Origin of the sequence: Sulfuricaulis sp. (assembly GCF_049587675.1) — a bacterium.
Lineage (GTDB): Bacteria > Pseudomonadota > Gammaproteobacteria > Acidiferrobacterales > Sulfurifustaceae > Sulfuricaulis.
Map to the genome: position 1 here is coordinate 1 of NZ_JBAVEJ010000235.1, position 22,967 is coordinate 22,967.

Below are 22,967 nucleotides of genomic sequence, written 5' to 3' on the forward strand. Positions count from 1 at the left end.
GCGCTTGTTGTACTGCCGTGCGCACGTCGAGCGTCGTGGTGTCGAGCAGCCGGCGCACGTCGATCCGGATCCGCTCGATGCCGTTGCGTGCAGTCAGCACCACTGCATCCCCGATGCGCTCGTAGCCACGCGCATAGGCGACCGCGCCGAACACCACGGCCACGATTGCGCCGGCAGCCAGCAGACGCAGCGCCAGTATCCGATGCACATAGGTCTTGAGGGCGTATTCGCGTCGACGCATGGTTAGTTCCCCGTCAGTGGCGCCATCATTAAATTATTGCGGGCCTTTCCGCCCAGCGGCAAGACGGATGGTAGAAGTTGTTATGAGTTATCATAGCAGCACGACCGCTTTTAAGATCTGCCAGGCACCCCAAAACTGGGGTAACATTCATGCAGGTACTGACCGAGGCCGTCATGAAACAATTAAAGCATGAAGCCGAGTTGGTGAAAGGAGCGATACTCGCCGGTATGAAATATGGGGTGGATCGGGGCGCGGTCGTGTTCGAGCCGACCGATTCGGCCAGTGAGAAAATCCTGTTTATCTACCGGCTGCTTGTGCACGATAAACTCATCCAACCGCTGCCGGAAGATCAGGTTTCGCAACAATCCATGCGGCACAAACTGGCCATTTGGTACTCTAAGCAACTACCCAAGGATCATCCGTTGTTAAAGTGATATATAGGGAGCATTACCCATGACGATCTCAATGTACCAGGCCTCGGTGCCGGTGTTCATCCGCATGCTGAACAACCTCATCGGGATTCTGGAAAAGGCCGCGGCCCACGCCGAAGCCAGGAAAATCGACCCCGCGGTGCTGATCAACACCCGCCTGTACCCGGACATGTTTCCGCTGGCACGCCAGATCCGGATCGCCACGGACGCGGCCATGAGCGGCGCGGCCCGGCTGGCCGGAATGGAGCCGCCCAAATTCGAGGATAATGAAACCACGTTTGCCGACCTGATCGAGCGCATTCGCAAGGCGATCGCCTATGTAAGCGGCTTCAAGCCCGAGCAGATCGACGGTTCCGAGAAAGCCAAGATTGAACTCAAAGTACGCGACGGCACGCTCACACTCGATGGGCTGACGTTCCTATTGAATCGCGTGTTGCCCAATTTTTATTTTCATATCACCACCACTTATGGCATTTTGCGGCATAACGGAATCGAGATTGGCAAGAAGGATTATCTGGGAAAATTCTGAGGCCGGCGCGTGTTCATCGGACACATTGCCGTGGCCTTCGGCGTCAAGCGCGTGGCCCCGGAAGCCGGGTTGGGCGCGGCGATCGTGGCGGCGTCGTTCCTCGATCTGGTGTGGCCGGTACTGGTGGCGGCGGGAATCGAGCAAGTGAGAATCGCCCCCGGCACCATGGCGGTAAGCCCCTTCGATTTTGTTTCCTATCCGTACTCGCACAGTCTCGTGATGACGCTCGCCTGGGCCGGGTTGTTCGCTTGGGTATACCGCTGGCGCGGCGGCTCGATGCGCGCTGCGTGGTGGCTCGGGCTCGCTGTTACGAGTCACTGGTTTCTGGATCTGATCGTGCACCGTCCGGATTTGCCGCTGGCACCCGGGCTGGATGTGCGCGCCGGTCTGGGGCTGTGGAATTCGGTGGCCGGAACGCTGGTAGTGGAAGGGTCGTTGTTTGCCGCCGGCCTGTGGCTGTATCTGTCGGCCACGCGCGCCCGCGATCGCATCGGAGTCTGGGGCTTGTGGAGTCTGGTAGCGCTATTGCTTGTCAGCTACGTCGCGGCCACGTTCGGCCCGCCACCGCCGAATGTCACCGCCATCGTCATTGCCGACATCCTCGGCGCGACGCTCACGGTCGTTTGGGCATACTGGGTCGAGCGCCACCGCGAGGCCGTGCTATGAAGTGGATGATCGAGCCGACGCAGAGCATTGAATCCGGGGTCCCGTTGTGATTGCGCTGATGCAGCTCGTGAGAAAACCCAGCTAAAAGGTGCAGAGTGATTTATTATTATTGATCCCCGATCCCATTAATTCCAACGTTAAGGAGTGAACATGACGATTTCCAGGTTTCAGCCAGCAACGCGTTTCATCGGGATGATTGCAGTTATCGCCGCCATTGCCGTTACCGGTTGGCCGCACAGCTCGGAGGCCGCGCCCGCCGCGGATGCGCCGACCATGCCGGCGGTAAAAAAACCTTCCGCCCACACTGGGGCATCCCTCAAAGTGGCGGTGTCACTGAGCCCCGCGGTGGCCAAACAAGCCGCGCCGGATGACGTGGTTTATGTTTTCGCGCGTGCCGTGAACGGCCCGCGCATGCCGTTGGCGATTGTGCGTAAACAAGTCAAGGACCTGCCCACCACCATCGTCCTGGAGGATAGCCATGACATGGGCCAGGGGATGACATTGTCGAGCGCCCCCGAGGTGATCGTGGTGGCACGCGTCTCCAAGTCCGGCATGGCCAACGCGCAGAATGGCGATCTCGAAGGGATGAGCGCGCCCGTCAAAAAAGGCACCAAGTCTGTTTCGATCAGCATCGCCAATGTGGTGACCGGCCAAAAAGATATGGGGGCACCTCACGGTAAATCGTCAATGTAGCTTGGCGGTAATCTGATCTCCCTTTTCTGTTGGAGTTTGCCTTGTTCGTCCCGAGCGGGCGTTCAGATCAGTGGACAAGGTTGGAAAATTTACGGTCTTCGACAATGGCGGTAACTAATTCAGGTTGATGGCGGTGGTTCATTACAACCGAAAATATGCGTTGAACCGTAAAATCGCGTGACGAAGCCAGCAGGAATCACACAGGAACTCGCGCACAAGCAGCACGACGTGCTCCCGTAGGCGAGGCAGTGGTTACAGCGGTCTTATTGGCGCGGGCTCCGCAGTGATGAATAAAGCTGCCAGACCGCCGCGATTCGCACGGCCCATCGGCTCAGTTTGCGGCGCCCCATCCAGACAAGAAGCGCCACGCCGGCCGCGATGGCGAACGGATGCGCGCGCAAACGCTGGACGATCTCGATCCCGCGATCCACGAGCGCCAGCGGCTTTTGCCAAGGTCCGATAAGGCGGCCAATCTCGTCCCGTTGCGCTGCCGCCTGCGCCACCAGCGCCGCCCGGCGGCGCATGATTGTTGCCAGCGTATTCATATTGATGGAGGCGTCAGCTGATCACGGTCCTTGGAGAGTTCCGCCAGGGTCGTGGCGAACAGCCGCGGGCGCGATTTCATCCGATGGCGCAGGGAGATGCCGGCCACGACGCCCACCCCCAGGTACAACAGGGCGAAGCCGCCCATCACATACAGGCGATGGGATTCCCAGAACAGCATCACCACGAGCAGTGTGAAGAGCACGATCCCAAGGTTGACGAAAAACAGCGCCACGAAGCCGAAGACGACCAGCTCCCGTAATCGTACCCGCTCCTCTTCAAATTCGGTGGCGACTATCGCTACCCGCGTCTGCATGATATCGAGCAAGGTCGCCAGCAGCCGCTGCAACGACGCCAGCAAGCCTCCGGCAGGGGCTTTGGTATCGGACTCGCTCATGCTGCTAACGGCGGCTGATCAGCATGCCGAGCAGAAATCCTACCGCCGCGGCAAGACCCACCGCCTGCCATGGATGCTCATGCACCAGTTCATCGGTTTTGTGCGCCGCCACCTTGGCTTTGTCGGTCAGGTTCTCCCTTAACTCGGTGAGCCGCTTCTTGGCATCCGCCAGGCTTTCCTCGACCTTGACGCGCGCGGCGGCGACCTTTTCACCGGTCTGGCTGGCGGTCGCCTTGAGCAGCTCCTCGGTATCCGCGACCACGGCCTTGAAATCCTTGACCAGTCTTTCTTTTGCTACATCCGTCTCGGTTGTTGCATTCATGTTTGTGCTCCTTCAGACAGGAAGACAAGAGGCTTATTCAACAATTTAAGCTTGAAACTTCCCCAGTCTAATTTCGTTGATGTACGTCAACAAGTGTACCAGCCCAAGTCCTGAAATATCAGTATCATGGCCCTGCCCCCAAATGCTGTTTCCGCCACTGAATTTCCGTTTAAGCTTCTGCGCCATTTGCAGCGGCTGGAAATAACATTAATAAGGTCGGGCACCATTGAACCTCCGGGTGACGGCTTTCTCGCAGATTTGTTGCGGAATCAGGTGGATCGCTGCGGATCAAGTCGTTGACTTGCATGAGTACTGGCCGCCAACGTAAAAACCAGCGGTGGTTGGCTTTATGTTAGGATTTCAACAACGAAATTCTTTTCGTCCTCACTGGAAGCATCCTTGCTGAAGGAGTAGCTCATGAACATCGACGAACTCAAGTCAGTGGCAAGCGCCATTGTCGCGAAACAGAAAGGCGTGCTGGCGGCGGATGAAAGCAGTCCCACGATCAAGAAGCGTTTCGATTCGATCAAGGTCGAGTCCACCGAAGAAAACCGTCGGCGCTACCGCGAAATACTTTTTACCACCGACGGCATCGAGCGCTATATCGGCGGCGTCATTCTCTTCGATGAAACTCTGCGCCAGAGCACCCGCGACGGTACTTCCTTTGCCAAGTTACTGTCGAGCCGTGGGATTGCCCCGGGGATCAAGGTCGACAAAGGCGCCAAGGCGCTGGCGCTGTATCCCGGCGACAAAGTCGCCGAGGGCCTGGACGGACTGCGTGATCGTCTCGCCGAGTACAAACAGCTGGGCGCGAAGTTCGTGAAGTGGCGCGCGGTGATCGAGATCGACGAGCGCGATGTTCCGTCGGCGTTCGGGATTCGGGCGAATGCCCACGGGCTGGCGCGGTATGCCGCGCTGTGCCAGGAAGTCGACATCGTGCCAATCGTGGAACCGGAAGTTCTGATGGACGGCGCCCACGGCATCGAGCGCTGCGAAACGGTAACGTCGCAGGTGCTCGAGGCAGTGTTCTCAGAGCTCGACGCGCACCGCGTGGTATTCGACGGCATGTTGCTCAAGCCGAACATGGTGATCGCCGGCATGAAATGCGCGCGCCAGGCGAGCGTGCAGCAGGTGGCCGAAGCCACGATGCGTTGCCTGACCCGCTACGTGCCGGCGGCGGTTCCCGGGATCGTATTCCTGTCCGGCGGGCAGAGCGCGGAAGATGCCACCGACCATCTGAACGCCATGAACGCGATGGGCCCGCATCCGTGGCAGGTCAGTTTCTCTTACGGGCGGGCGTTGCAGGCGCCGGTGCTGGCGGCGTGGAAGGGGCAGGAAAGTAACGCGGCCGCCGCGCAGAAGGCGCTGCTGAAACGCTGTCAATTGAACGGTCTGGCGCGCGACGGAAAGTATACGCGTGCCATGGAGAAGGCTGAATAATTATTCACGGGCCGGGCGATACCACCGGCTCTTGGTCGGCGGTATCATATTTCGTTATCCGTACGGCCTTTCCCGTCCCGGACGATGAATCTCGAAGGAGGCATGACCATGGCTATCGCACTCACCCTCAAGAGATTTCTGAGAGAGCATCACGTTGACTATGATGTCGTTGTGCACCCCCGGACCCTGACCAGCATGGAGACCGCCGCGGAAGCGCATGTTCCCGGCGACCGCCTGATCAAGTGCGTGGTCATCGAAGACAATCAGGGCTATCTGATGGTGGCGCTGCCGTCCACCCACCGGCTGGATCTGGGGCAATTACATCGCCAGTTGCAGCGCAACCTCGGGCTCGCCACCGAAAGCGAGCTGGTCGGACTGTTCAAGGATTGCGAGATTGGCGCCATACCGCCTATCGGTCCCGCCTATGGGATCGAGACCGTCGTGGACGACAGCCTGCTGCTAGAGAACGACGTCTATTTCGAGGCCGGCGATCACGAGGAACTGATCCACGTCAGCGGCAAACAGTTCCACGACCTCTTCGCCGGCGCCAGGCACGGACATTTCAGTCATCACGTATAGCGAGGAAGCGTGCCAGCAGGCACCTTCGTGCGCGCCAAATAGTATTTGGCCCAGCCGAGCGCTTAGCGCCGCTGGCCAATCTCGCCCTGGTAATCGAAGGGCACCTTGCTCATCCGGTTCGCGAGGCTGAGCCCGCCGGATAAATGATAGCGCAGGCTCTGTCCCTTGCCGCTCTCGAGTCCGCGAATCTGATCGAAGATTCGGATGAGATTGCTCGTCAGTTTTATTTCCACCACGGCCTCGCCATACGCCGGCACCGTCACTGCTTGGTCGCTCACGCCGCGTCCCAGCTCGGTGTCGTTGATGTCGAGCTGGAAGTTCATTCCGGTGATGGGCAGCTCGACAGGGTTGGGGTTCTGCACGCGAATCTTCAGACCATAGCGCTGCTCAAAGAGCGTCATGTCGAGCATCCGCAAGTCCGTGAGAGTCACGTACGGGGCCTCGAGCGAATCTTGCATCGCCGCGCAACCGCTGAGGATGACGGCGAAAAGCAAGGTGACGAGCTTCTTCATGTTCGTGTCCTGGGATTCGATGCGCGCTTGGGCATGGCACCGTGGCCAATAGTTTACTTCGGATCTGTCACTTGGCCCAGCCCGCGCGATTGTGCCGTGGATTAGGCCGCCCTGAACATTCGTATTTATCTCGGGTCATGGTAGGAATTAAACCCATGCCCGGAACGACTCGCGCGTATTTTTGCCGTACATCAAGGAAGAGCAACCGCCCAGGGGTGTTAACTATTACTGATAAATCCGAAAGCGAGACAACATTTTAGAAGCTATCTGAAAAATGACACCCTGAAACTACCGGAGAGGAAACCATGTCAAAGGCAAAACGTACAACGCATCGGAGCAGCAAAGGCACCAAGCTGTATGCAGTGCGTGATAGCAGTGGTCGCTTCAAGGACATCCAGACGTACAAGCGCGCACACGCCGCCGACATACGGCAGAAATCCAAGGCCGAAAAATAGCAACAACCCCGCTCCTGGTGATGGAGCCGGGGTTTTTTTTCATCCGGGCCAAACGAAATCAGCCATCAGGAAACAGGCTACGGCCCATTACATACATTGGAGATAGATCATGACTGATACCGACATGCCCGATTTTTCGGGCGTCAAGAGTGGGGCGAGTTCGACCGCAATGAAGATTTATGAGGTTGTCTCGGGGGACAGCTTGTCCAAGATCGCCAAGCGTGAGTACGGCGATGCAAAACTCTGGACGCGGATATTTGACGCGAACAAGGACATCCTCAAGGACCCCAACAAGATCTTCCCAGGGCAGAAGCTGAAAATTCCACCCAAGTAACATTTCATTTTTATTGTCTCGACATTCAAAACAAAAGGAGAAATATCATGAAAGTTTTCTATGCAAGTTTCCTTGCCCTGCTGCTTGCCTTGAACATCGCCGCCTGTGGCAAAAAGGAAACGCCGCCGCCCGCCGCACAGCCGGTGGCCCAGCCCCCTGCCCAAACTGTGGCGCAGCCGGTCGTGTTGGGCGTTACCTCCGTTAATCTTGGTAACGCGATCGGTGCCGATAAACGCGTGACCGCGGCAAGTACCAGCTTCGCTAAGAGCGACACGATTTATGCGGCGGTGGAAACCCAGGGCAGCGGCAACATAACGCTCAAGGCCAAGTGGACATACCACAAGGGTGACAAGATTGCCGTGGTGAACGAAAATAGCCAGACGATCGCCGCCAGCGGTCCGGCGGTTAGCGAGTTTCACGTCAGCATGCCGAGTGGCTGGCCGGCCGGCGATTATCAGGTTGAGGTCTTCGCCAACGACAAGTCCGCGGGCGTAAGCAAGTTCACGGTCAAGTAATGGCGTTCACGCTGCCGCGAGCTGAGTCGCGGCAGCGAGATTCGAGGGCACACATGCGACGCATTGTGATGGCAGCGGGCGGCGTCCTGGCGGCAGCGCTGCTTGGCGGCTGTCAATCGGCCTATTACGGCACGATGGAGAAATTCGGCTACGAGAAGCGCGATATTCTTGTCAACCGCGTGGATGATGCGCGCGAGGCGCAGCAGCAAGCGAAGAAGCAGTTCGAGTCGGCGCTCGAGCAGTTCATCGCGGTCACGAACTTTTCGGGCGGGGATCTGGAACAGCAGTACAACAAGCTCAAGAGCGAGTTTGACGACTGCGAATCCCGCGCCAACACCGTGCGCAAGCGCATCGCCGACGTCGAGCGCGTGGCGCAGGATCTGTTCAGTGAATGGGAGAAGGAGCTCACCCAGTACACCAGTCCTGAACTGCGGCGATCGAGCCAGAGCCAGCTGAACACGACCCGCGCCCGCTACCGCGAACTTATCGGCGCCATGAAGCGCGCGGAGAAAAAGCTCGACCCGGTGCTCGCCGCGTTCCACGACCGTGTGTTGTTTCTCAAGCACAATCTCAATGCCCGGGCAATTGCCTCGCTCAAGGCCGAGCGCGCGAAAATCCAGGCCGATATCACCACGCTGGTGGCCGACATGAACCGATCGATCGCCGAGGCCGACCGCTTCATCAAGGATATGTCAGCCGACAAAAACTGAGCCGGGAGGCGATGGCGGTAACTGGACCGGCCCGTGGCCGTCACTCGCGGCGAGTCGGATCAGGTCTCGGCTAAAGGCATTGGAGTTATTTGATGCAAATCTGGGTCGACGCCGACGCCTGCCCGAATGTCATCAAGGAAATCCTGTTCCGTGCCGCGACACGCGCGCAGGTCTCGCTGACGCTGGTGGCTAACCAGTTGCTGCGCACGCCGCCGTCCCCATATATCAAGGCCATCCAGGTGCCGTCCGGTTTCGATGTTGCCGACAGTAAGATCGTGCAGCAGTTGCAATCCGGTGACCTGGTGATCACCGCCGACATCCCGCTGGCGGCGCTCGTGATTGAAAAGGGCGGCCACGCGCTCAACCCGCGCGGGGAGTTTTACACCACCGAAAATATCCGCGAGCGCCTTGCCATGCGCAATTTCATGGACGAGCTGCGCAATACCGGCGTGAACACCGGTGGTCCCGCGGTGCTCAGCCTGAGCGACCGGCAGGCGTTTGCGAATCAGCTGGACCGGTTTTTGACGAAAACCAAAGGATAGGGCAAGGTTGTCGTATGACCAAGCTGAATAATATCTCGCCGGAATTGCTGGCCCGCCTTCCCGTTCTGGCGTCGCGCTGGCGCGCCGGTGAGTGCGACGCGGCGGAATTCGCGGCCCTGTATTTTTTCCATTGGCAGATCGCAATATACGGCCAGGCATTCGCGTCACGCAAACGCAAGCATGACCCCCGCCCCGATGCGGCGGTATGGCTGAAAGTGCTCGAGACGGCGGAGGGTGAGAGGCTGCGGCCACTGCTGCTCGATTGGCTTGAGCGTTACCAGTTTCGCGGCGTGATCGGCAATGTGCCGGTCGCGCTGCTCCAATGGCTGCGGGGCGCCTGGCCGCTCATCTTGCGCGAGGATATCCCGAGCCCGCGGGATATCCTGCGTTGGCAGGCTCGTGGCACGCGTGCGGCGACGGTGATCACGGCCTGGCCGCGTGCACGCGAACCGGTGCTGAACAAGTCCGATGCTTTTGCCTTTTTTCGGCACGATCTGGAGCATGCATACAAGTTTTACCACTCGCCGGCGCTGTACGCCGGCCAGTGCGCGTTTTTCGCGAGGTTGGAGGCGGCTGTCGACCGCGGCGTGTTTGCGCCATATATCCACGAAGCCGAATTTGTCATCCGGTTTCATTACCTCATGAGCGACATGAACACGCACCCGGAGCACAGCCGCCAGTACCTGCGCGCGATCCTGATAGAGTTTTACCGGCGGCGCGAAAGCAAAGCGCACACGGAGTGGCTGAGTGCGGAAGCGGAGCGGGCCATTGAGGAGGTGATGCGTGACGTGCATGCCGTCACGCCGCTGCCAAGCGACGGTGTTGGCCAGGGACCTTCCGCTTTGCTACGCTGGGAGCTGACGCCACCATCCGAACGCCTATCCGCTTGAACACGACCACTGCCGGCGACAGCGACCCCACGGCCGGGAAGACGGTATTTTCGATACTGACCGCGATCAGCGTCTGCCATCTGTTGAACGACATGATGCAGTCGCTGTTGCCGGCGATATACCCGATGCTGAAAAGCAACTACGGGCTCGACTTCGGCCAGATCGGCTTGCTGACGTTTACGTTTCAGTTCACTGCCTCGGTGTTGCAACCGATGATCGGTTTCTATATCGACCGCAAGCCGAAGCCCTATTCGCTGGCAATCGGAATGGGCTTTACGCTGTCCGGTCTGGTGCTGCTGGCGTTTGCCCACAACTATGCGGTGCTGCTGCTGGCCGCGGCACTGGTCGGTATCGGTTCATCGGTGTTTCACCCGGAGTCGTCGCGCGTGGCGCGCATGGCCTCGGGAGGCCAGCATGGACTGGCGCAATCGGTGTTTCAGGTGGGCGGCAACGCCGGTTCCGCCATCGGTCCGCTGCTCGCCGCGTTTGTCGTGCTGCGTTACGGACAGTCGAGTGTCGCCTGGTTCTCCCTCGCCGCGTTGCTCGGCATCTTCCTGCTGATTCACGTCGGCCACTGGTACAAAGGCCACGGGCTGGCGCGCATGAAGTCGCGCATGACGAAGAGCGCGGCGCACGCCGCGCTGCCGCGCGCCAAAGTGATGCTGGCCATCGCGGTGCTGATTGCGCTTATCTTCTCGAAGTTCTTTTACATGGCGAGCATGACCAGCTACTACACCTTTTATCTGATCAACCAGTTTCATGTTTCGGTGCAGAGCGCCCAGGTTCACCTGTTCGTGTTTCTCGGAGCCGTCGCCTTCGGCACCATCGCCGGGGGTTCGCTCGGCGATCGGTTCGGTCGCAAGCTTGTGATCTGGGCCTCGATCCTCGGAGTGTTGCCATTCACGCTGTTGCTGCCGTATGCCAACCTGTTCTGGACCGGCGTGCTCAGCGTGCCGATCGGCGTCATTCTCGCGTCCGCGTTTCCGGCGATCGTGGTATATGCGCAGGAGCTGATGCCTTCCCGGATCGGTGCCGTGGCCGGCCTGTTCTTCGGCTTTGCCTTCGGCATGGCGGGTATCGGCGCGGCGGTGCTCGGAGAACTTGCCGACGTGACCAGCATTCAATACGTCTTCCACGTTTGTTCGTTTCTTCCGGTCATCGGCCTGCTCGCCGGTTTCCTGCCGCACCTGGACACGGAACGTCGGCGCCAGCGCTTGCAGGCGGTGGCGGTGGACATGACAGGCAACGTCGACGCGGCCCCGCCGCGATCCGCCAAATGACAACGTCATCGCGACGACGGAACCGGCTATTCAAGAGGTGATGCGTGCCGTAGAGGCAGCTGCGCCGCGGTTAACAGCGCCTGAGCGCTGGATATTTTTCTGGCTGGGTTGTGGACTACGCGGAACGGTTAAGCCTGCCGTGACTTGGCTGTGCCACCGATGGCGTTTGCCAATCAGCCAACACGCTTGCCAATATTGCCTTGGCCTGGGTCTCGGTGACGCCGTATATCGCATTGAGCTCGTCTGCGGTCTTGGCGGAATCCACCCGGTAGTAGAGTCGTTCGCCGTAACGGATCGCGATCGTCTCGCCGGTATCGGGCAGTGTGGCAAACGCTATTCCGGGGAATCCGGCAGCGGTGGTTTCATCTTTACCCATGGTTGTCCTCCTGTTGGCGTGTGACATGCTCGAATCGTGAGAGCTTGGGTTTCTTCCTTGAAGTTGCGGCGCTAAGCGACTGCCGCCAGAAACCAGGTAGTCTAAGTTGCGATTGTTATAGTGACATGACAAAGCGCGGGTAGTTCTGGGCATCCGACGATGTGTCGTAGGCCGTTGACGAGCGGACGGGGTCATTGAAACGCAGCCGGAATCAGGGGAATAACCCGAACTTCCCTAGGCCTTCCCTGACGGAGGGGGTGGAGACCTCATATTTCTAAGAAAACCAGAATTGATTTTGCGTCGGCGATTCGGCCAAACCCTCACTTTCTTTCAGGCTTACTACAATAAGACATAGCATCGCAGTCACCATACATACCCTAATTAACGAGCGGTCAGGGAAAAATCGATGTCATCAGCACAAGAGCGGGCCAAGACTCTGGCTCAGGAAATGAAAAGAGCCATCATGGAGGCAAAGACCGCCGAGGCGCGCGCCAAGCGGCTGGGCGATGAAGTGTTGCTGGCGCTGGCCGAGGCCAAGAAGGAGGCCGAAGCGGTCAGCGAGATTATCGAGTACCCGGTCGGCCGCTATGAATGCAAGCAATGCGGGACAGGGTCGATCTTTTCGCAGACGTACCGGGAATTGCCGGCCTGTGATAATTGCGGCAGTCACGAATACGTTGGTGCCGAGCCGACGATCACAAAAATCACCGCTCCACCGCCGAAGAAATATTCGTCCGGCATGTATGAATGTACCGGCTGCCGCACGCGCATTGTACTGGCGGAGGATATGGACATGCTGCCACCGTGCGACATATGCGGCGCTCATAAGCTAAGGGCGGTGTGAAGTTTACGGAGAGTCACAAACGTAACCCCGGTTCATTACCGGCCAAGAAAGTTCCGATCAAGTCCGTTCGTGCCGAGCCCGGTTCGACGGCTCACCACGGACTTCGACAAGCCCGGACCGAACAGCGAGTGAAGGGCACAGGACGAACGGAAAGATTAAATCAAAACTTCCCTAGTGAATAACCCCAACACCGATGCCGAAATGAAAACTGGGCTCGCGGCGATCGAGGGATGATTTTGGCCACAGCTGCAATTTAGTGGCTACAACGACGGGGTAGACGTAGTTTGCTTCTCCCACCATTCCATGGCGGGTTTCCGTCACGGCGCCGACCACCGTGATCAGCCTGCCGGGCGCGTAGTCGGCGGTCTCGAGATAGCCGGGCTGGGTCACGAGAAACCGCCCGGTCGGCTTGGCGTCGGAGTTGGGACGATTTTCTGAATCGAGCGGGTAACCAACCACCTCTATTTCGCTCTTCTCCTTCAAGTTCTTCGCGGCTGTAATCAAGCCGCCCCAGGCCACGGTGCGATTGACCATGCCGGCCACATTTTTCGCCGCTTCGACAGGCGTGACGCGGGGATCGGCGTTGCCGATGTCATACGGCGTGGCGCAGCTGCTCACCAGGAGCGTGCTCCCGATCAACAACGAGACAGCCAATGCGGCGAGGTGGTTCATGGATGTTTCCTCCCTACGATTCATCGAGGGATATAGTGCCAGGGCCGATGGTACGGCATGCCCCACGGATACCACGGATCATAAAAAAACGGATCGTAATAATATGGATAGTACGAAGGCGGCAGCGGGGGCGGACGCGGCTGCCACAAATAAACTACATCGACTCGGACCAGTGGATAAGTGTAGCGAAATTCGCCGATCGCCTGTTCAACGGTGCCCTCGATGCTCCCGCGTACGGTCACCTCGCGTTCCGCTTTGTAGATCGCCGGATCGAGGAAGCTCTGAACTTTCGCGAGAAAACGGCCCAGGCTGCGATCTTCTTTGCGCGGACGGCCTTCATCATCCAGGTCGCGTCCGATAATCTCCAATACCGTATGGTCGCGCTCATTGCGGGTGCTGACAATGTTACCGCCCCAGCGCACGACCGATTCGCGATACTGTTGTGGCTGTTCGCGCACCTGCTCAATCTGCACGTTTCCCGGCGCCGCGGTGCGGATGGCCTCCGGCACCGTGCTGGCGCAGCCGCCGAGCACCACGGCCGCGACGAAACTAACTATATAGGTACGCATAACCCAATACCTCACTTTGACGGCTGAGGCGCTGACAATTCATTAGACCACTATTTTGCCCATAATGTCCGTTCCGGTGTAATGCTTATAATAGCGGTCAGTTACCGCTCCCCCTGGCTTTATTATTCTTCGGAGATATCATCATGCGCATGAATCGGTTTATCCCTATGTTGTTAGGTATCGTCCTCTCCTTCCCGATCCAGGCGGCGGATGTGCTAAACGCCAAAGTGATGACGCTCGATCTCGCGCGTGATATCGCCAACCACACGCTGGAAGCCTGCCGCAAACAGGGTTACCAGACGGCGGTTGTGGTGGTGGACCGCGCCGGCGACCCGCAGGTGGTGTTGCGTGATGTTTATGTTTCGCGTCATGCCATCGAAATTGCCACACGCAAGGCCGGCGCGGTCATCCTTTCGGGCATCAGTTCCGGCGAGTTCCGCAAGAATCGTCCCGACATGCGCGCGGAACTGAACGAGATTCCGGGCGTATTTCTGCTGCAAGGAGGCTTGCCGATCCGCGCCGGCGGCTCGTTGATTGGTGCGGTGGGGGTGAGTGGGGCACCCGGCGGCGAAAAGGACGAGGCCTGTGCCGCAGCCGCTATCAAGGCGGTGCAGGAACGGCTCGATTTCGCGGAGTGAACAGGGTGGTGACCATGCCTGAGCGATTCATCAGCGAAGCCATCCAGCCCGTGGTCGCGACGTTTGACACCGCGCGCATGGCCGCGGGGGAGCCGGGGCTCCCGCAGGAGTTCGTGTGGCGGGGCCGGACCATCAAGGTGGCGGCCGTGCTGCGCACCTGGCGCGACACCGGCAAGTGCCGACACGGCAGTCCCGAGCTGTATGTTCGCAAGCACTGGTACGAAGTTGCCACGACCTCCCGCGACACGATGAAAATCTATTGTGACAGGCAGCCTCGCGGCGGACGGCATGGTGCGCGATGGTGGCTGTTCAGCATTAACGAATCAGAGGAAAACCGAACAACAGGCTGAACAGCATTGCCGAATGGCCGTGCTTCGCTGTCTTTTCTCAAGGGGTTAGCAGGTTGTCTGCCTGCGGTCACGTATACCGAAATCTGGTTAATGCACTAATGGAGGGATCTCATGGCACTTCATCATGCAGCACACGGCGAGATTGTCGATGTTCGACCGCTAGGCAAGAAGTTGAAGCAAGCCATTTCGGCAACTCTCGTGAAAACCGATCATCTTCAGGTTTTTCGTTATATCCTTCCCCGGGGCGAAGAGTTCGCTGAGCACAAAGTGCACGGTGAGATCATGGTGCAGTGTCTGGAAGGCGTGATTGAGTTCACGTCGGTCGGCCGAAAACAGACGCTTCGCGCAGGTGAGCTTGTGTATCTCGCCGGTGACGATCCGCACGCTCTCAAAGGAATGGAGGATGCTTCCGTGTTGGTAACCATTGTTTCGAGCAGGCGGACCTGACAGGCAATTCCACCCGCGCGCAGAGGCCAGGCTTATGCCCGCCGGTGAATGATATCGTTCGAGGGCTTGGACCTTTATCATATTCGCTATGAACCGCAAGGAAACAAGAGAATGCCTTTATTTCATCGGGAACGGCACCGCACACAACACATAGGCTGGCTGCGCGCTGCCGTGCTGGGTGCGAATGACGGCATCGTGTCGACGGCGAGCCTGGTGGTGGGTGTGGCTGCCGCGGACGCGACTCACGGAGCTGTATTGGTGGCTGGAGTCGCTGGCCTGGTCGCCGGCGCCATGTCGATGGCCGCGGGCGAGTATGTGTCGGTCAGCTCCCAGTCGGACACCGAAAAGGCGGACCTCGATCGTGAGCGCCGGGAGCTCGCGGCGGATATCGACCACGAGCACAAGGAGCTGGCGGCGATTTACGTTGATCGCGGGCTCGATCCCGAGCTTGCCAAGCAGGTCGCCGTACAGCTGATGGCCAAGGACCCGCTGGCGGCCCATGCGCGCGATGAACTCGGTATCTCGGAAATGATCACTGTCCGTCCGATTCAGGCGGCGCTAACCTCGGCAGTCACCTTCGCCGTGGGCGCCGCCCTGCCGCTGCTGACGGTCGTCATTTCTCCGGTTGCCTATATGATTCCTGTCGTTTCCGGAACGTCACTGGTATTCCTGGCGCTGCTGGGCACCCTGGCGGCGTACACCGGCGGCGCACCTGTCGTGGCCGGCGCGGTACGCGTCACGTTCTGGGGCGCCATCGCTATGGCGCTGACGGCGGGCGTCGGCCATTTGTTTGGAACGGTCGTCTGAAAAATACGAAAACAGGAAACAGCGGATGAAAGGTTTCTTTGTTGTGGGGATTATCCTGAATGTTGTGCTCACCGGCCTGGCGCTGTACTGGCTGTGGCGCCAGCGCATGCCGAAAAAGGGCAAGGATGAGAACCGGAAAGGCGAAAGCGAGTGACGGCCTGTTTTGACGTTTGATGCGTTCGGGATGATGGTATGGAAGCACCACACGAGAACAATGACTATCTCTCCGTTCACGCGCGCCAGTTGATTGAAAGCTACCGCCGCTGGACCGGCCGCGATCTGGTGGATCCCAAATTATCTCCGGTCGAGCAGGCGCGGGCGCTGTATGAGGCGCCGTTCGTGACGGCCTCGCACGGCACTGAAGCGGACCCGGTATTCAATTACGCCAACCGCGCGACACTCACGCTTTTCGAAACCGCCTGGGCGGATTTTATTTCCATGCCTTCGCGCCTGTCGGCGGAGCCGGTGGCGCGCGAGGAACGGGCGCAACTGCTGGCGCGGGTGAACCAGCACGGTTTTATCGACGACTACAGCGGCATACGCATTTCCACCAGCGGCCGCCGCTTCCACATCCGGCGTGCCACGGTATGGAGCGTGATCGATGCGCGCGGCGCGCCGGGCGGTCAGGCGGTGGTGTTCCGCGACTGGGAATATCTTTGATCCGGCGCCGGGACGGCGGGTTTCATCAGCAGGCGAGGCGGGTGTAGGTTGTCTCGCCAACGCACACGGCAAGGAGTGGTCTGATGGTGCAGGAACGAATCTTGTGGTACTTCGCTGATCCAATGTGCTCCTGGTGCTGGGGGTTCACGCCGGCGATTAGCGCCATCAAGGCGAGTTACTCGGACCGGGTGAAGATCGCCCTGATGCTGGGTGGCCTGCGGCCGGGAACGACTGAGCCCGTGACGCCGAAATTCCGCGAGGAGACGCTGCGCCACTGGCAGGACGTGCATAAGATGACGGGCCAGCCGTTTGCCTTCGAGGGCGCGATGCCCGAGGGTTTCGTGTACGACACCGAGCCGGCCAGTCGCGCGGTGATCGCCGTGGCCGGGATCAACCTCGAGGCGACCTTCCCCTATTTCAAATCGGTGCAGAAGGCGTTTTACACCCAGGGACAGGACGTGACCAGGGCCGAGACACTCGCTGAACTGGCCGAGCAACATAATATTGATAAGCCCAGGTTCCTGGAGCGCTTTGAGTCCGAGGACGTCAAGAATAAGACGCGCACGCATTTCCGGGTCACGCGCGAGGCTGGCGTGCGCGGCTTTCCCACGATCGTGTTGCAGGCCAGATCCGGCCAAAAACTGCTGACCAACGGTTGCCGCCCGCTCGAGGAACTGCGCCCGGAGCTCGAGGCCTGGTTGACGGAAACGGCGTGACGGGACCGCAGCACAAGGTACTTTCATACTATATCAGCTTGCACTTCATCGCTGCCGAGGCTTTCGGCGGTGTTCTCTTAATCAGATCTTCCCTAATGTAATTGTAAAAAGTGAACAGGTAGCGTGCGTCCACGTCGGGGCGCATGGTCGGTGCTGTGTGTGAACTTCTCGTCTTATATATCACTCAGTGTGGCGCTCGCCAGTAATCTGAGGGTCATAGTGGGTGTGCGGGATTTTGCGGGAGAGTTCCTCAAGTCATATAAAAAACGACCGGGCAAAACTTGCACGCCTGTCAACTAATCGGAAGTAATGGCGTTGTTTCTCGAATTCATAGAGGAAATCCCCATACATCGAGGAACCGCCAATGAAGATGACAAGGACAATCAGCTTGATACTGGCTTTTTCCACCCTGGTGGCCGCTGCGCCCATGTCAGCCTACGCCGACCGCGACGACCGGGGCCGCGGTGACCGCCACGACGATCGCGGCAGCTGGCACGGGGATATTCGAAATTTTCACCAACGCGATCTGCCACGCTGGCGCGGCGGCCATTGGAGCCACGGCTACCATGACGGTCGGCTGGGCTGGTGGTGGGTGGTCACGGGCCTGTGGTACTTCTATCCGCAGCGGGTCTATCCCTATCCCGACCCCTATACGCCTCCACCGGTCGTGATTGTTCAGCCGACTCAACCCTCCCTGTCACAGGCGGCGCCACCGCCGGCGCAATACTGGTATTACTGCGATGCCGCCAAGGGCTATTACCCCTATGTGCCTTCCTGCCCGGCGGGCTGGAGAATGGTGCCAGCTACCCCGGCCGGTGCGCCGACGCAATGACAGGCGAGTGGCGATGAATCTCAGCAACACAATACTCGGCGCATCACTTGCAGTGGTGTTGGCTGGATGCGCATCGATTCCGGAAGGACCGAGTGTCGCGGTCATGCCCGGACCCGGAAAGCCGTTTGATCAGTTCAACGCTGACAACGCCATTTGCATGGAGTTCGCGCGCCAACAGATTGGCGTGAATCCGAACGACGTGGCGCGGGAGCAGGTGGTGACGGGAGCGGCGGCCGGCGCGGCACTGGGCGCGGCGTCCGGTGCGCTCATGGGGCACGGCCACGAGGGTCAGACCGAATCCATGGCGGGGGCGGGCCTGATCGTTGGTTCAGCCGCTGGCGCGAACGCGGCGAACCAGAGCAACATGACGTTGCAACGTCGATACGATATCGCCTACCAGCAGTGCATGTACGCCAAGGGCAACCAGATTCCGGGCTACGCGCCACCGCGTTATACGCCTCCGCCGCCACCGTCTCACTGAGTCCATTCGTCTTAGTGCCGCGCTCCAGGTTAGAGTGCCTGCGATCCGTGAGCTTTGATAGGCACGGTAATGATTTGATAGATATAATCACCCGCCATGCTTCTATGACATGCAATGGCGGCTCATGTGTTCACTCGTTGGATCATAGACCATCGATCCGCCTCGCCGACGAGGAAAGGCGTGGGCCGGCGAACGATACAAGGAATTCACTGGTGAAACGTAACTTTGCCATATCGATCGCGCTGGCCGCCGGGATTGTTGCATTGACCGTAACGACGGTCAGGCCCGCCCAGGCCGCGGAAGCACTGACACTGGATGAATATTATGTCGCAGCGCTGAAACGCAGCGAGGTAGTCGCCACCCAAGGCGAATTGATCCGCCAGGCGGAAGAACGAAACAAACAAGCGAATTCCGCGCTTCGTCCCACCGTGAGCGGCGTAGCCTCTTACTCGCGTCGGGATCCCGTCCCTGCGGCCGATCCCGGCAGTTCAGCACCGACCGATCGGTCGTCGCTGGCCAAACTGACGGCGACGCAACCGCTATTTCGCGGCTTCCGCGATTTTGCCGCCCTGCGCCAGACGAATGCCCTGCTGGACGCGCAGAACCAGGACTACCGCAATGCGTGCACGCAGCTTTTCAAAGACGTGGTGCAGAATTTTTACATTGTATTGTCGATCGAGCAGGATCTGAAAAACTACAGCGAGGAAATCAACCAGAATATCGATCGTGAAAAGGAGCTCAACGGGCGGGTGCGCATCGGCCGCTCGCGGATCAGTGAGGTGCTGTCCGTCCAAAGCACCATCAGCACCTTGCGTGCCCAGGTGGAACAGTTGCGAAGCCAGCTCGGCACGGCGCGCGAGGCATTCGCATTCCTCAGCGGGTTGGCACCCACGACCTTGCTGCGCGATACCGAGGACCTTACGGTGAACCTTGAGCCGCTCGATGAATATCTGGCGCGGCTGGAGATGCGTCCGGACGTGAAGGCAAGTCAGCAGCGATTGACGGCGGCACAGGAGAATACGACGGTGGCCAGAGGCGCCAATCTTCCGTCGCTCGATCTGAATGCCAACCGCTACCTGGAACGGTCCGGCTATCTGAGGGACGCCACTAATCTCAGGGATTCGGACTGGGACGTTGAGCTTGCGCTGACGGTGCCGATCTATGCCGGCGGCCTGCTGCAATCCAAGGTGCGCGAGGCGGTGTCGCAGCGCAATCAGGCCGAGCTGAATGCGAGCCAGGTGAGCCGCGAGGCGGAACAGGAGATCCGCTCGGTTTATCAAATCGTCGTGTTCGACCGGGCGCAACTGGATGCGCTGGAAAAGGCGACGGAGTCCGCGCGCAAGAACTACGAAGCCCAGCGGCGCGACTACCGCCTGGGTCTCGTCACCAACCTGGACGTGCTGCAGGCGTTGACGGCATTTCAGCAGAATCAGCGGGCGCTGGATCGTGCGCGTTATACCGAGAAGCTAGACTATCTCATCTTGGAAGCGGCGGTCGTCCGCCGCCCGGCCGCTCCTCAAGAGCCCGTGCCATGATGCTTCCTGAAATCGCCATTCGCCGCCCCGTCTTTGCCTGGATGCTGATGGCGGCGCTGATCCTGTTCGGCGGGATCTCGGCCGAGCGCATGGGCATCAGCCAGCTGCCGGACGTGGACTTCCCGGTAGTCACGGTGAGCGTGGACTACACCGGCGCCGCGCCGGAGGTCATCGAGACCAACGTGGTGGACGTCATCGAGGACGCGGTCATGACGGTGGAAGGCGTGCGCAGCGTGACCTCGACCTCGCGTTACGCCGCCGCCACCATCAGTGTCGAGTTCGAACTCTCCCGCAATATCGCCGATGCGCTGCAGGAGGTGCAGAACAAGGTCGCGGGCGCGCAGCGCTACCTGCCGAGCGACATCGAGCCACCGGTCATCAGCAAGACCAATCCCGAAGACCAGCCGATTCTGTGGATGTCGGTCACCAGTGAGCACCACTCGCTGCGCGAGCTGATGCGCTACGTGAAGGACACGCTCAAGGACCGGTTCTCGTCGGTAACCGGCGTCGGCGAGATCACGCTCGGTGGCTACGTCGAACCGAACCTGCGCGTCTGGGTGGCGGGGAAGGCGCTCAGCCGCTACGAGCTGGCGGTGACGGACGTGCTGAATGCGATCCAGAGCGAGCACTCGGAGCTGCCCGCCGGCCAGATCACCACCGGAAGCAAGGAGTACGACGTGCGCACGCTCGGCGAGGCGAAGACCGCGCAGGAGTTCGAGAAAATCGTCATCAACCAGCGCGGCGGCCAGCCGATCTACTCTCACATCGCGCTGAACCAGGTGGCGACCGTCGAGGACGGGCTGGACGACATCCGCCGCATCTCGCGCGCCAACGGCGTGCGCTCGGTCGGCATCGGTATCCGCAAGCAACGCGGGTCGAATACCGTGGCCGTGGCGCAGGGTGTCAAGCAGCGCATGGCCGAGGTCGCCCAGCAGCTGCCGGAAGGCATGAAGATCGCCGTGAATTTCGACACCACCAAGTTCATCGAGGACTCGGTGGACGAGTTCAAGCTGGCGCTGGTGCTGTCGGCGTTCGCCACCGCGTTCGTGTGCTGGCTGTTCCTCGGCAGCTGGACCGCGACGCTGAACGTTATCCTCGCGATCCCAACCTCGATCATCGGAACCTTTATCGTCCTGTACTTTTTCGGTTTCACGCTCAACACCTTCACGCTGCTGGGTCTGAGCCTCGCCATCGGCATCGTCGTGGATGATGCGATCATGGTGTTGGAGAATATCGTGCGCCACCGCGAGCAGGGAGAAAACCGCGTGGAGGCGGCACTCAAAGGCTCGCTCCAGATTACCTTTGCCGCGATCGCGGCGACGCTGGCCGTGGTCGCGATCTTCCTGCCGGTGGCGTTCATGAGCGGTGTCATCGGCAAGTTCTTCTTCCAGTTCGGCATCACCATGACCGTCGCCGTGCTGCTGTCGCTGCTCGAGGCGCTGACGCTCACGCCCATGCGCGCCTCGCAGTTCGTCGAGGCCGGGAGCCGCACCACGCGCATGGGGCGCGCGGCGGATTACACGTTTCGCGCCGTGGCCGCGCTGTATCGCCGGCTGCTCGCGGTCGCGCTCGCGCATCCGTGGAAGGTCATCGGCGCGTCGTTGGTGTTCTTCGCGTTGTCGTTCGGCACGCTCAACTACATCAACAAAGAGTTCATGCCGGTGCAGGATCAGAGCACCTTCGTCGTGCGTGCGCAAACACCGATCGAATCCTCGATGGAGTTCACCGACTCGGTGGCGCGTGACGCCGAGAAGTTCTTCGCCTCACGGCCGGAGGTGCGCCGCTACATGCTCGCCGTGGGTGGATTCGGCACTGGCGGGCAGTCGAACCTGATGAACTTCTTCATCAGTATGAAACCGAAGGGCGAGCGTGGCAGGGACCCGACGGCCGGTCATGAGCTGTCGCAGCAGGAACTGATGGCGGTCACGCGCGACGCGCTCAAGAAGCTGGGCTTGAAGGTCTCGATCCAGGATCTGTCGCAGCGCGGCTTCACGGCGTCGCGTGGCTTCCCGGTAGAGTTCGCCGTGCAGGGACGCAACTGGGACAAGCTCGTCGAGTACTCCGAAACGATCATTTCGAAACTCAACGCCACCGGTCTGGTCACCGATACCGACAGCGACTACCTGCTCGGCAAGCCTGAAATACGGGTCATCCCGGACCGCGAGAGCGCCGCGGCGCGCGGCGTGAGCATCCACGCGATCTCGCAGACGGTCAACGCCATGGTAGGCGGGGTCGTCGCCGGGCAGTACTCCTCCGAGAGCCACCGCTACGACGTGCGCGTGCGGCTGCGCGACCAGGATATCGACCGCATCGACCAGATCAAGCTCCTGTACGTGCGCAACAATCGCGGCGAGCTGATCCCGCTCTCGGAGGTGGTGCAGATCCGGGAGGCCAAGAGCCTGGCGCAGATCAACCGCAACGATCGCGAGCGCGCGATCAAGATCTTCGCCAACGTCCAGGCCGGCAAGTCCCAGCAGGAAGCACTGGCGCGGGCCGAGGCAATCGCGCGCGAGGTGTTGCCGAAGGACTACAAGCTGCGTTTCGTCGGCGGCTCGCAGTCGTTCCAGGAATCGTTCGCCTCGCTGTGGTTCGTGTTGCTGCTCGGCGTGATCGTGGCCTACATGGTGCTGGCCTCGCAGTTCAACAGCTTCGTCCATCCGGTCACGGTGCTGATGGCGCTGCCGTTCAGCATGTCGGGTGCGTTCCTGACGCTGCTTGCATTCGGCCACTCGCTAAACATCTTCAGCTTCATCGGCCTGATCCTGCTGATGGGCATCGTCAAGAAGAACTCCATTCTGCTGGTGGACTTCACCAACCACGTGCGCGCCCGCGGCGAGGTGTCAGTGCGCTCCGCGCTGCTCGAGGCCTGCCCGATCCGGCTGCGCCCGATTCTGATGACATCCACCGCCACCATCGCCGCCGCCTTGCCACTGGCGCTCGCCATCGGGCCCGGCGCCGAGC

Annotated in this window: 33 protein-coding genes; 25 read left to right on the forward strand and 8 right to left on the reverse strand. The window is 60.0% G+C overall.

What is annotated here, in order from left to right; genetic code table 11:
* On the reverse strand, positions 1-241 hold a 241-nt coding region (locus WB402_RS12265; protein ID WP_424208255.1), incomplete at its 3' end, for a hypothetical protein.
* A gap of 173 nt (positions 242-414) precedes the next feature.
* Here WB402_RS12265 and WB402_RS12270 point away from each other — a divergent pair.
* From WB402_RS12270 to WB402_RS12285, 4 genes are all read left to right on the forward strand, one after another.
* A complete protein-coding gene (locus tag WB402_RS12270; RefSeq protein WP_424208316.1) occupies positions 415-675 on the forward strand; it encodes a DUF5062 family protein in 261 nt (86 codons plus the stop codon).
* Positions 676-694: 19 nt separating this feature from the next.
* A complete protein-coding gene (locus tag WB402_RS12275) occupies positions 695-1,201 on the forward strand; it encodes a DUF1993 domain-containing protein (protein WP_424208257.1) in 507 nt (168 codons plus the stop codon).
* Between the two features lie 9 nt (positions 1,202-1,210).
* The gene (locus WB402_RS12280) at positions 1,211-1,867 is read left to right on the forward strand and encodes a hypothetical protein (protein WP_424208259.1); all 657 of its coding nucleotides are present in this window, start codon (positions 1,211-1,213) and stop codon (positions 1,865-1,867) included.
* Positions 1,868-2,017: 150 nt separating this feature from the next.
* Positions 2,018-2,560: a c-type cytochrome biogenesis protein CcmI/CycH gene (locus tag WB402_RS12285; protein WP_424208261.1), complete on the forward strand. Its 543-nt coding sequence runs from the start codon at positions 2,018-2,020 to the stop codon at positions 2,558-2,560.
* Positions 2,561-2,823: 263 nt separating this feature from the next.
* Here the strand turns inward: WB402_RS12285 and WB402_RS12290 are convergent, their stop codons facing one another.
* The 3 genes from WB402_RS12290 to WB402_RS12300 are packed head-to-tail and all read right to left on the reverse strand — an operon-like array spanning position 2,824 to position 3,822.
* Positions 2,824-3,105, reverse strand: coding sequence for a YqjK family protein (locus WB402_RS12290; protein ID WP_424208263.1), 282 nt, complete (start codon positions 3,103-3,105; stop codon positions 2,824-2,826).
* Positions 3,102-3,500: a phage holin family protein gene (locus WB402_RS12295; protein WP_424208264.1), complete on the reverse strand. Its 399-nt coding sequence runs from the start codon at positions 3,498-3,500 to the stop codon at positions 3,102-3,104. Before WB402_RS12295 ends, WB402_RS12290 begins: the two co-directional genes overlap by 4 nt.
* A gap of 4 nt (positions 3,501-3,504) precedes the next feature.
* Positions 3,505-3,822: a DUF883 family protein gene (locus WB402_RS12300; protein ID WP_424208266.1), complete on the reverse strand. Its 318-nt coding sequence runs from the start codon at positions 3,820-3,822 to the stop codon at positions 3,505-3,507.
* 417 nt (positions 3,823-4,239) lie between these two features.
* On the opposite strand from WB402_RS12300, the gene WB402_RS12305 reads away from it, so the two are divergent.
* The gene (locus tag WB402_RS12305) at positions 4,240-5,262 is read left to right on the forward strand and encodes a class I fructose-bisphosphate aldolase (protein WP_424208268.1); all 1,023 of its coding nucleotides are present in this window, start codon (positions 4,240-4,242) and stop codon (positions 5,260-5,262) included.
* Positions 5,263-5,370: 108 nt separating this feature from the next.
* Entirely contained in the window at positions 5,371-5,841 is a 471-nt protein-coding gene (locus WB402_RS12310) for an aminoacyl-tRNA deacylase (protein ID WP_424208270.1), read from the forward strand.
* A 62-nt stretch (positions 5,842-5,903) separates the two neighbouring features.
* On the opposite strand, the gene WB402_RS12315 is transcribed toward WB402_RS12310, so the two are convergent.
* Positions 5,904-6,353: an LEA type 2 family protein gene (locus WB402_RS12315; RefSeq protein WP_424208272.1), complete on the reverse strand. Its 450-nt coding sequence runs from the start codon at positions 6,351-6,353 to the stop codon at positions 5,904-5,906.
* Between the two features lie 305 nt (positions 6,354-6,658).
* Between WB402_RS12315 and WB402_RS12320 the strand changes: the two genes are divergently transcribed.
* The 7 genes from WB402_RS12320 to WB402_RS12350 all read left to right on the forward strand — a co-directional run bounded on the left by WB402_RS12320 (position 6,659) and on the right by WB402_RS12350 (position 11,079).
* On the forward strand, positions 6,659-6,808 hold the full coding sequence (locus tag WB402_RS12320) for a hypothetical protein (RefSeq protein ID WP_424208274.1): 150 nt from the start codon (positions 6,659-6,661) through the stop codon (positions 6,806-6,808).
* Between the two features lie 109 nt (positions 6,809-6,917).
* Complete coding sequence (locus WB402_RS12325; protein WP_424208276.1) at positions 6,918-7,142, forward strand: LysM peptidoglycan-binding domain-containing protein; 225 nt, start codon at positions 6,918-6,920, stop codon at positions 7,140-7,142.
* Positions 7,143-7,189: 47 nt separating this feature from the next.
* Complete coding sequence (locus WB402_RS12330; protein WP_424208278.1) at positions 7,190-7,657, forward strand: hypothetical protein; 468 nt, start codon at positions 7,190-7,192, stop codon at positions 7,655-7,657.
* Between the two features lie 53 nt (positions 7,658-7,710).
* Positions 7,711-8,367 (forward strand): DUF2959 domain-containing protein, encoded by a 657-nt coding sequence (locus WB402_RS12335; protein ID WP_424208280.1) that lies wholly within the window; start codon positions 7,711-7,713, stop codon positions 8,365-8,367.
* Between the two features lie 92 nt (positions 8,368-8,459).
* A complete protein-coding gene (locus WB402_RS12340; RefSeq protein WP_424208282.1) occupies positions 8,460-8,909 on the forward strand; it encodes a YaiI/YqxD family protein in 450 nt (149 codons plus the stop codon).
* 14 nt (positions 8,910-8,923) lie between these two features.
* Positions 8,924-9,799 (forward strand): hypothetical protein, encoded by an 876-nt coding sequence (locus WB402_RS12345; protein WP_424208284.1) that lies wholly within the window; start codon positions 8,924-8,926, stop codon positions 9,797-9,799.
* Positions 9,796-11,079, forward strand: coding sequence for an MFS transporter (locus tag WB402_RS12350; RefSeq protein WP_424208286.1), 1,284 nt, complete (start codon positions 9,796-9,798; stop codon positions 11,077-11,079). The genes WB402_RS12345 and WB402_RS12350 overlap by 4 nt, the downstream gene beginning before the upstream one ends.
* Before the next feature lie 115 nt (positions 11,080-11,194).
* Here WB402_RS12350 and WB402_RS12355 read toward each other — a convergent pair whose 3' ends face one another.
* On the reverse strand, positions 11,195-11,455 hold the full coding sequence (locus WB402_RS12355; protein ID WP_424208288.1) for a hypothetical protein: 261 nt from the start codon (positions 11,453-11,455) through the stop codon (positions 11,195-11,197).
* Positions 11,456-11,861: 406 nt separating this feature from the next.
* On the opposite strand from WB402_RS12355, the gene WB402_RS12360 reads away from it, so the two are divergent.
* A complete protein-coding gene (locus tag WB402_RS12360) occupies positions 11,862-12,299 on the forward strand; it encodes a hypothetical protein (RefSeq protein ID WP_424208289.1) in 438 nt (145 codons plus the stop codon).
* Between the two features lie 171 nt (positions 12,300-12,470).
* Here the strand turns inward: WB402_RS12360 and WB402_RS12365 are convergent, their stop codons facing one another.
* Positions 12,471-12,971 (reverse strand): Slp family lipoprotein, encoded by a 501-nt coding sequence (locus WB402_RS12365; RefSeq protein ID WP_424208291.1) that lies wholly within the window; start codon positions 12,969-12,971, stop codon positions 12,471-12,473.
* 20 nt (positions 12,972-12,991) lie between these two features.
* On the reverse strand, positions 12,992-13,540 hold the full coding sequence (locus WB402_RS12370) for a Slp family lipoprotein (protein ID WP_424208293.1): 549 nt from the start codon (positions 13,538-13,540) through the stop codon (positions 12,992-12,994).
* Between the two features lie 149 nt (positions 13,541-13,689).
* Here WB402_RS12370 and WB402_RS12375 point away from each other — a divergent pair, with 149 nt between their 5' ends.
* The 11 genes from WB402_RS12375 to WB402_RS12425 form a co-directional block, all read left to right on the forward strand.
* Positions 13,690-14,178, forward strand: a complete 489-nt coding sequence (locus tag WB402_RS12375; RefSeq protein ID WP_424208295.1) for a GlcG/HbpS family heme-binding protein — start codon at positions 13,690-13,692, stop codon at positions 14,176-14,178.
* A gap of 14 nt (positions 14,179-14,192) precedes the next feature.
* Positions 14,193-14,528 carry a DUF6504 family protein gene (locus tag WB402_RS12380; RefSeq protein WP_424208297.1) on the forward strand — a complete coding sequence of 112 codons (336 nt, stop codon included), beginning with the start codon at positions 14,193-14,195 and terminating at the stop codon, positions 14,526-14,528.
* A gap of 111 nt (positions 14,529-14,639) precedes the next feature.
* Positions 14,640-14,975, forward strand: coding sequence for a cupin domain-containing protein (locus WB402_RS12385; protein WP_424208298.1), 336 nt, complete (start codon positions 14,640-14,642; stop codon positions 14,973-14,975).
* A 111-nt stretch (positions 14,976-15,086) separates the two neighbouring features.
* Positions 15,087-15,782, forward strand: coding sequence for a VIT1/CCC1 transporter family protein (locus tag WB402_RS12390; RefSeq protein ID WP_424208300.1), 696 nt, complete (start codon positions 15,087-15,089; stop codon positions 15,780-15,782).
* 25 nt (positions 15,783-15,807) lie between these two features.
* Positions 15,808-15,936, forward strand: coding sequence for a hypothetical protein (locus WB402_RS12395; RefSeq protein ID WP_424208302.1), 129 nt, complete (start codon positions 15,808-15,810; stop codon positions 15,934-15,936).
* 38 nt (positions 15,937-15,974) lie between these two features.
* A complete protein-coding gene (locus WB402_RS12400) occupies positions 15,975-16,442 on the forward strand; it encodes an MEKHLA domain-containing protein (protein ID WP_424208304.1) in 468 nt (155 codons plus the stop codon).
* 83 nt (positions 16,443-16,525) lie between these two features.
* On the forward strand, positions 16,526-17,158 hold the full coding sequence (locus tag WB402_RS12405) for a DsbA family protein (RefSeq protein WP_424208306.1): 633 nt from the start codon (positions 16,526-16,528) through the stop codon (positions 17,156-17,158).
* A 370-nt stretch (positions 17,159-17,528) separates the two neighbouring features.
* Positions 17,529-17,990 (forward strand): hypothetical protein, encoded by a 462-nt coding sequence (locus tag WB402_RS12410; RefSeq protein WP_424208308.1) that lies wholly within the window; start codon positions 17,529-17,531, stop codon positions 17,988-17,990.
* Between the two features lie 13 nt (positions 17,991-18,003).
* The gene (locus tag WB402_RS12415; protein WP_424208310.1) at positions 18,004-18,471 is read left to right on the forward strand and encodes a glycine zipper family protein; all 468 of its coding nucleotides are present in this window, start codon (positions 18,004-18,006) and stop codon (positions 18,469-18,471) included.
* A 212-nt stretch (positions 18,472-18,683) separates the two neighbouring features.
* Positions 18,684-20,006 carry a TolC family protein gene (locus WB402_RS12420; protein WP_424208312.1) on the forward strand — a complete coding sequence of 441 codons (1,323 nt, stop codon included), beginning with the start codon at positions 18,684-18,686 and terminating at the stop codon, positions 20,004-20,006.
* On the forward strand, positions 20,003-22,967 hold a 2,965-nt coding region (locus tag WB402_RS12425; RefSeq protein ID WP_424208314.1), incomplete at its 3' end, for an efflux RND transporter permease subunit. The genes WB402_RS12420 and WB402_RS12425, both read left to right, overlap by 4 nt.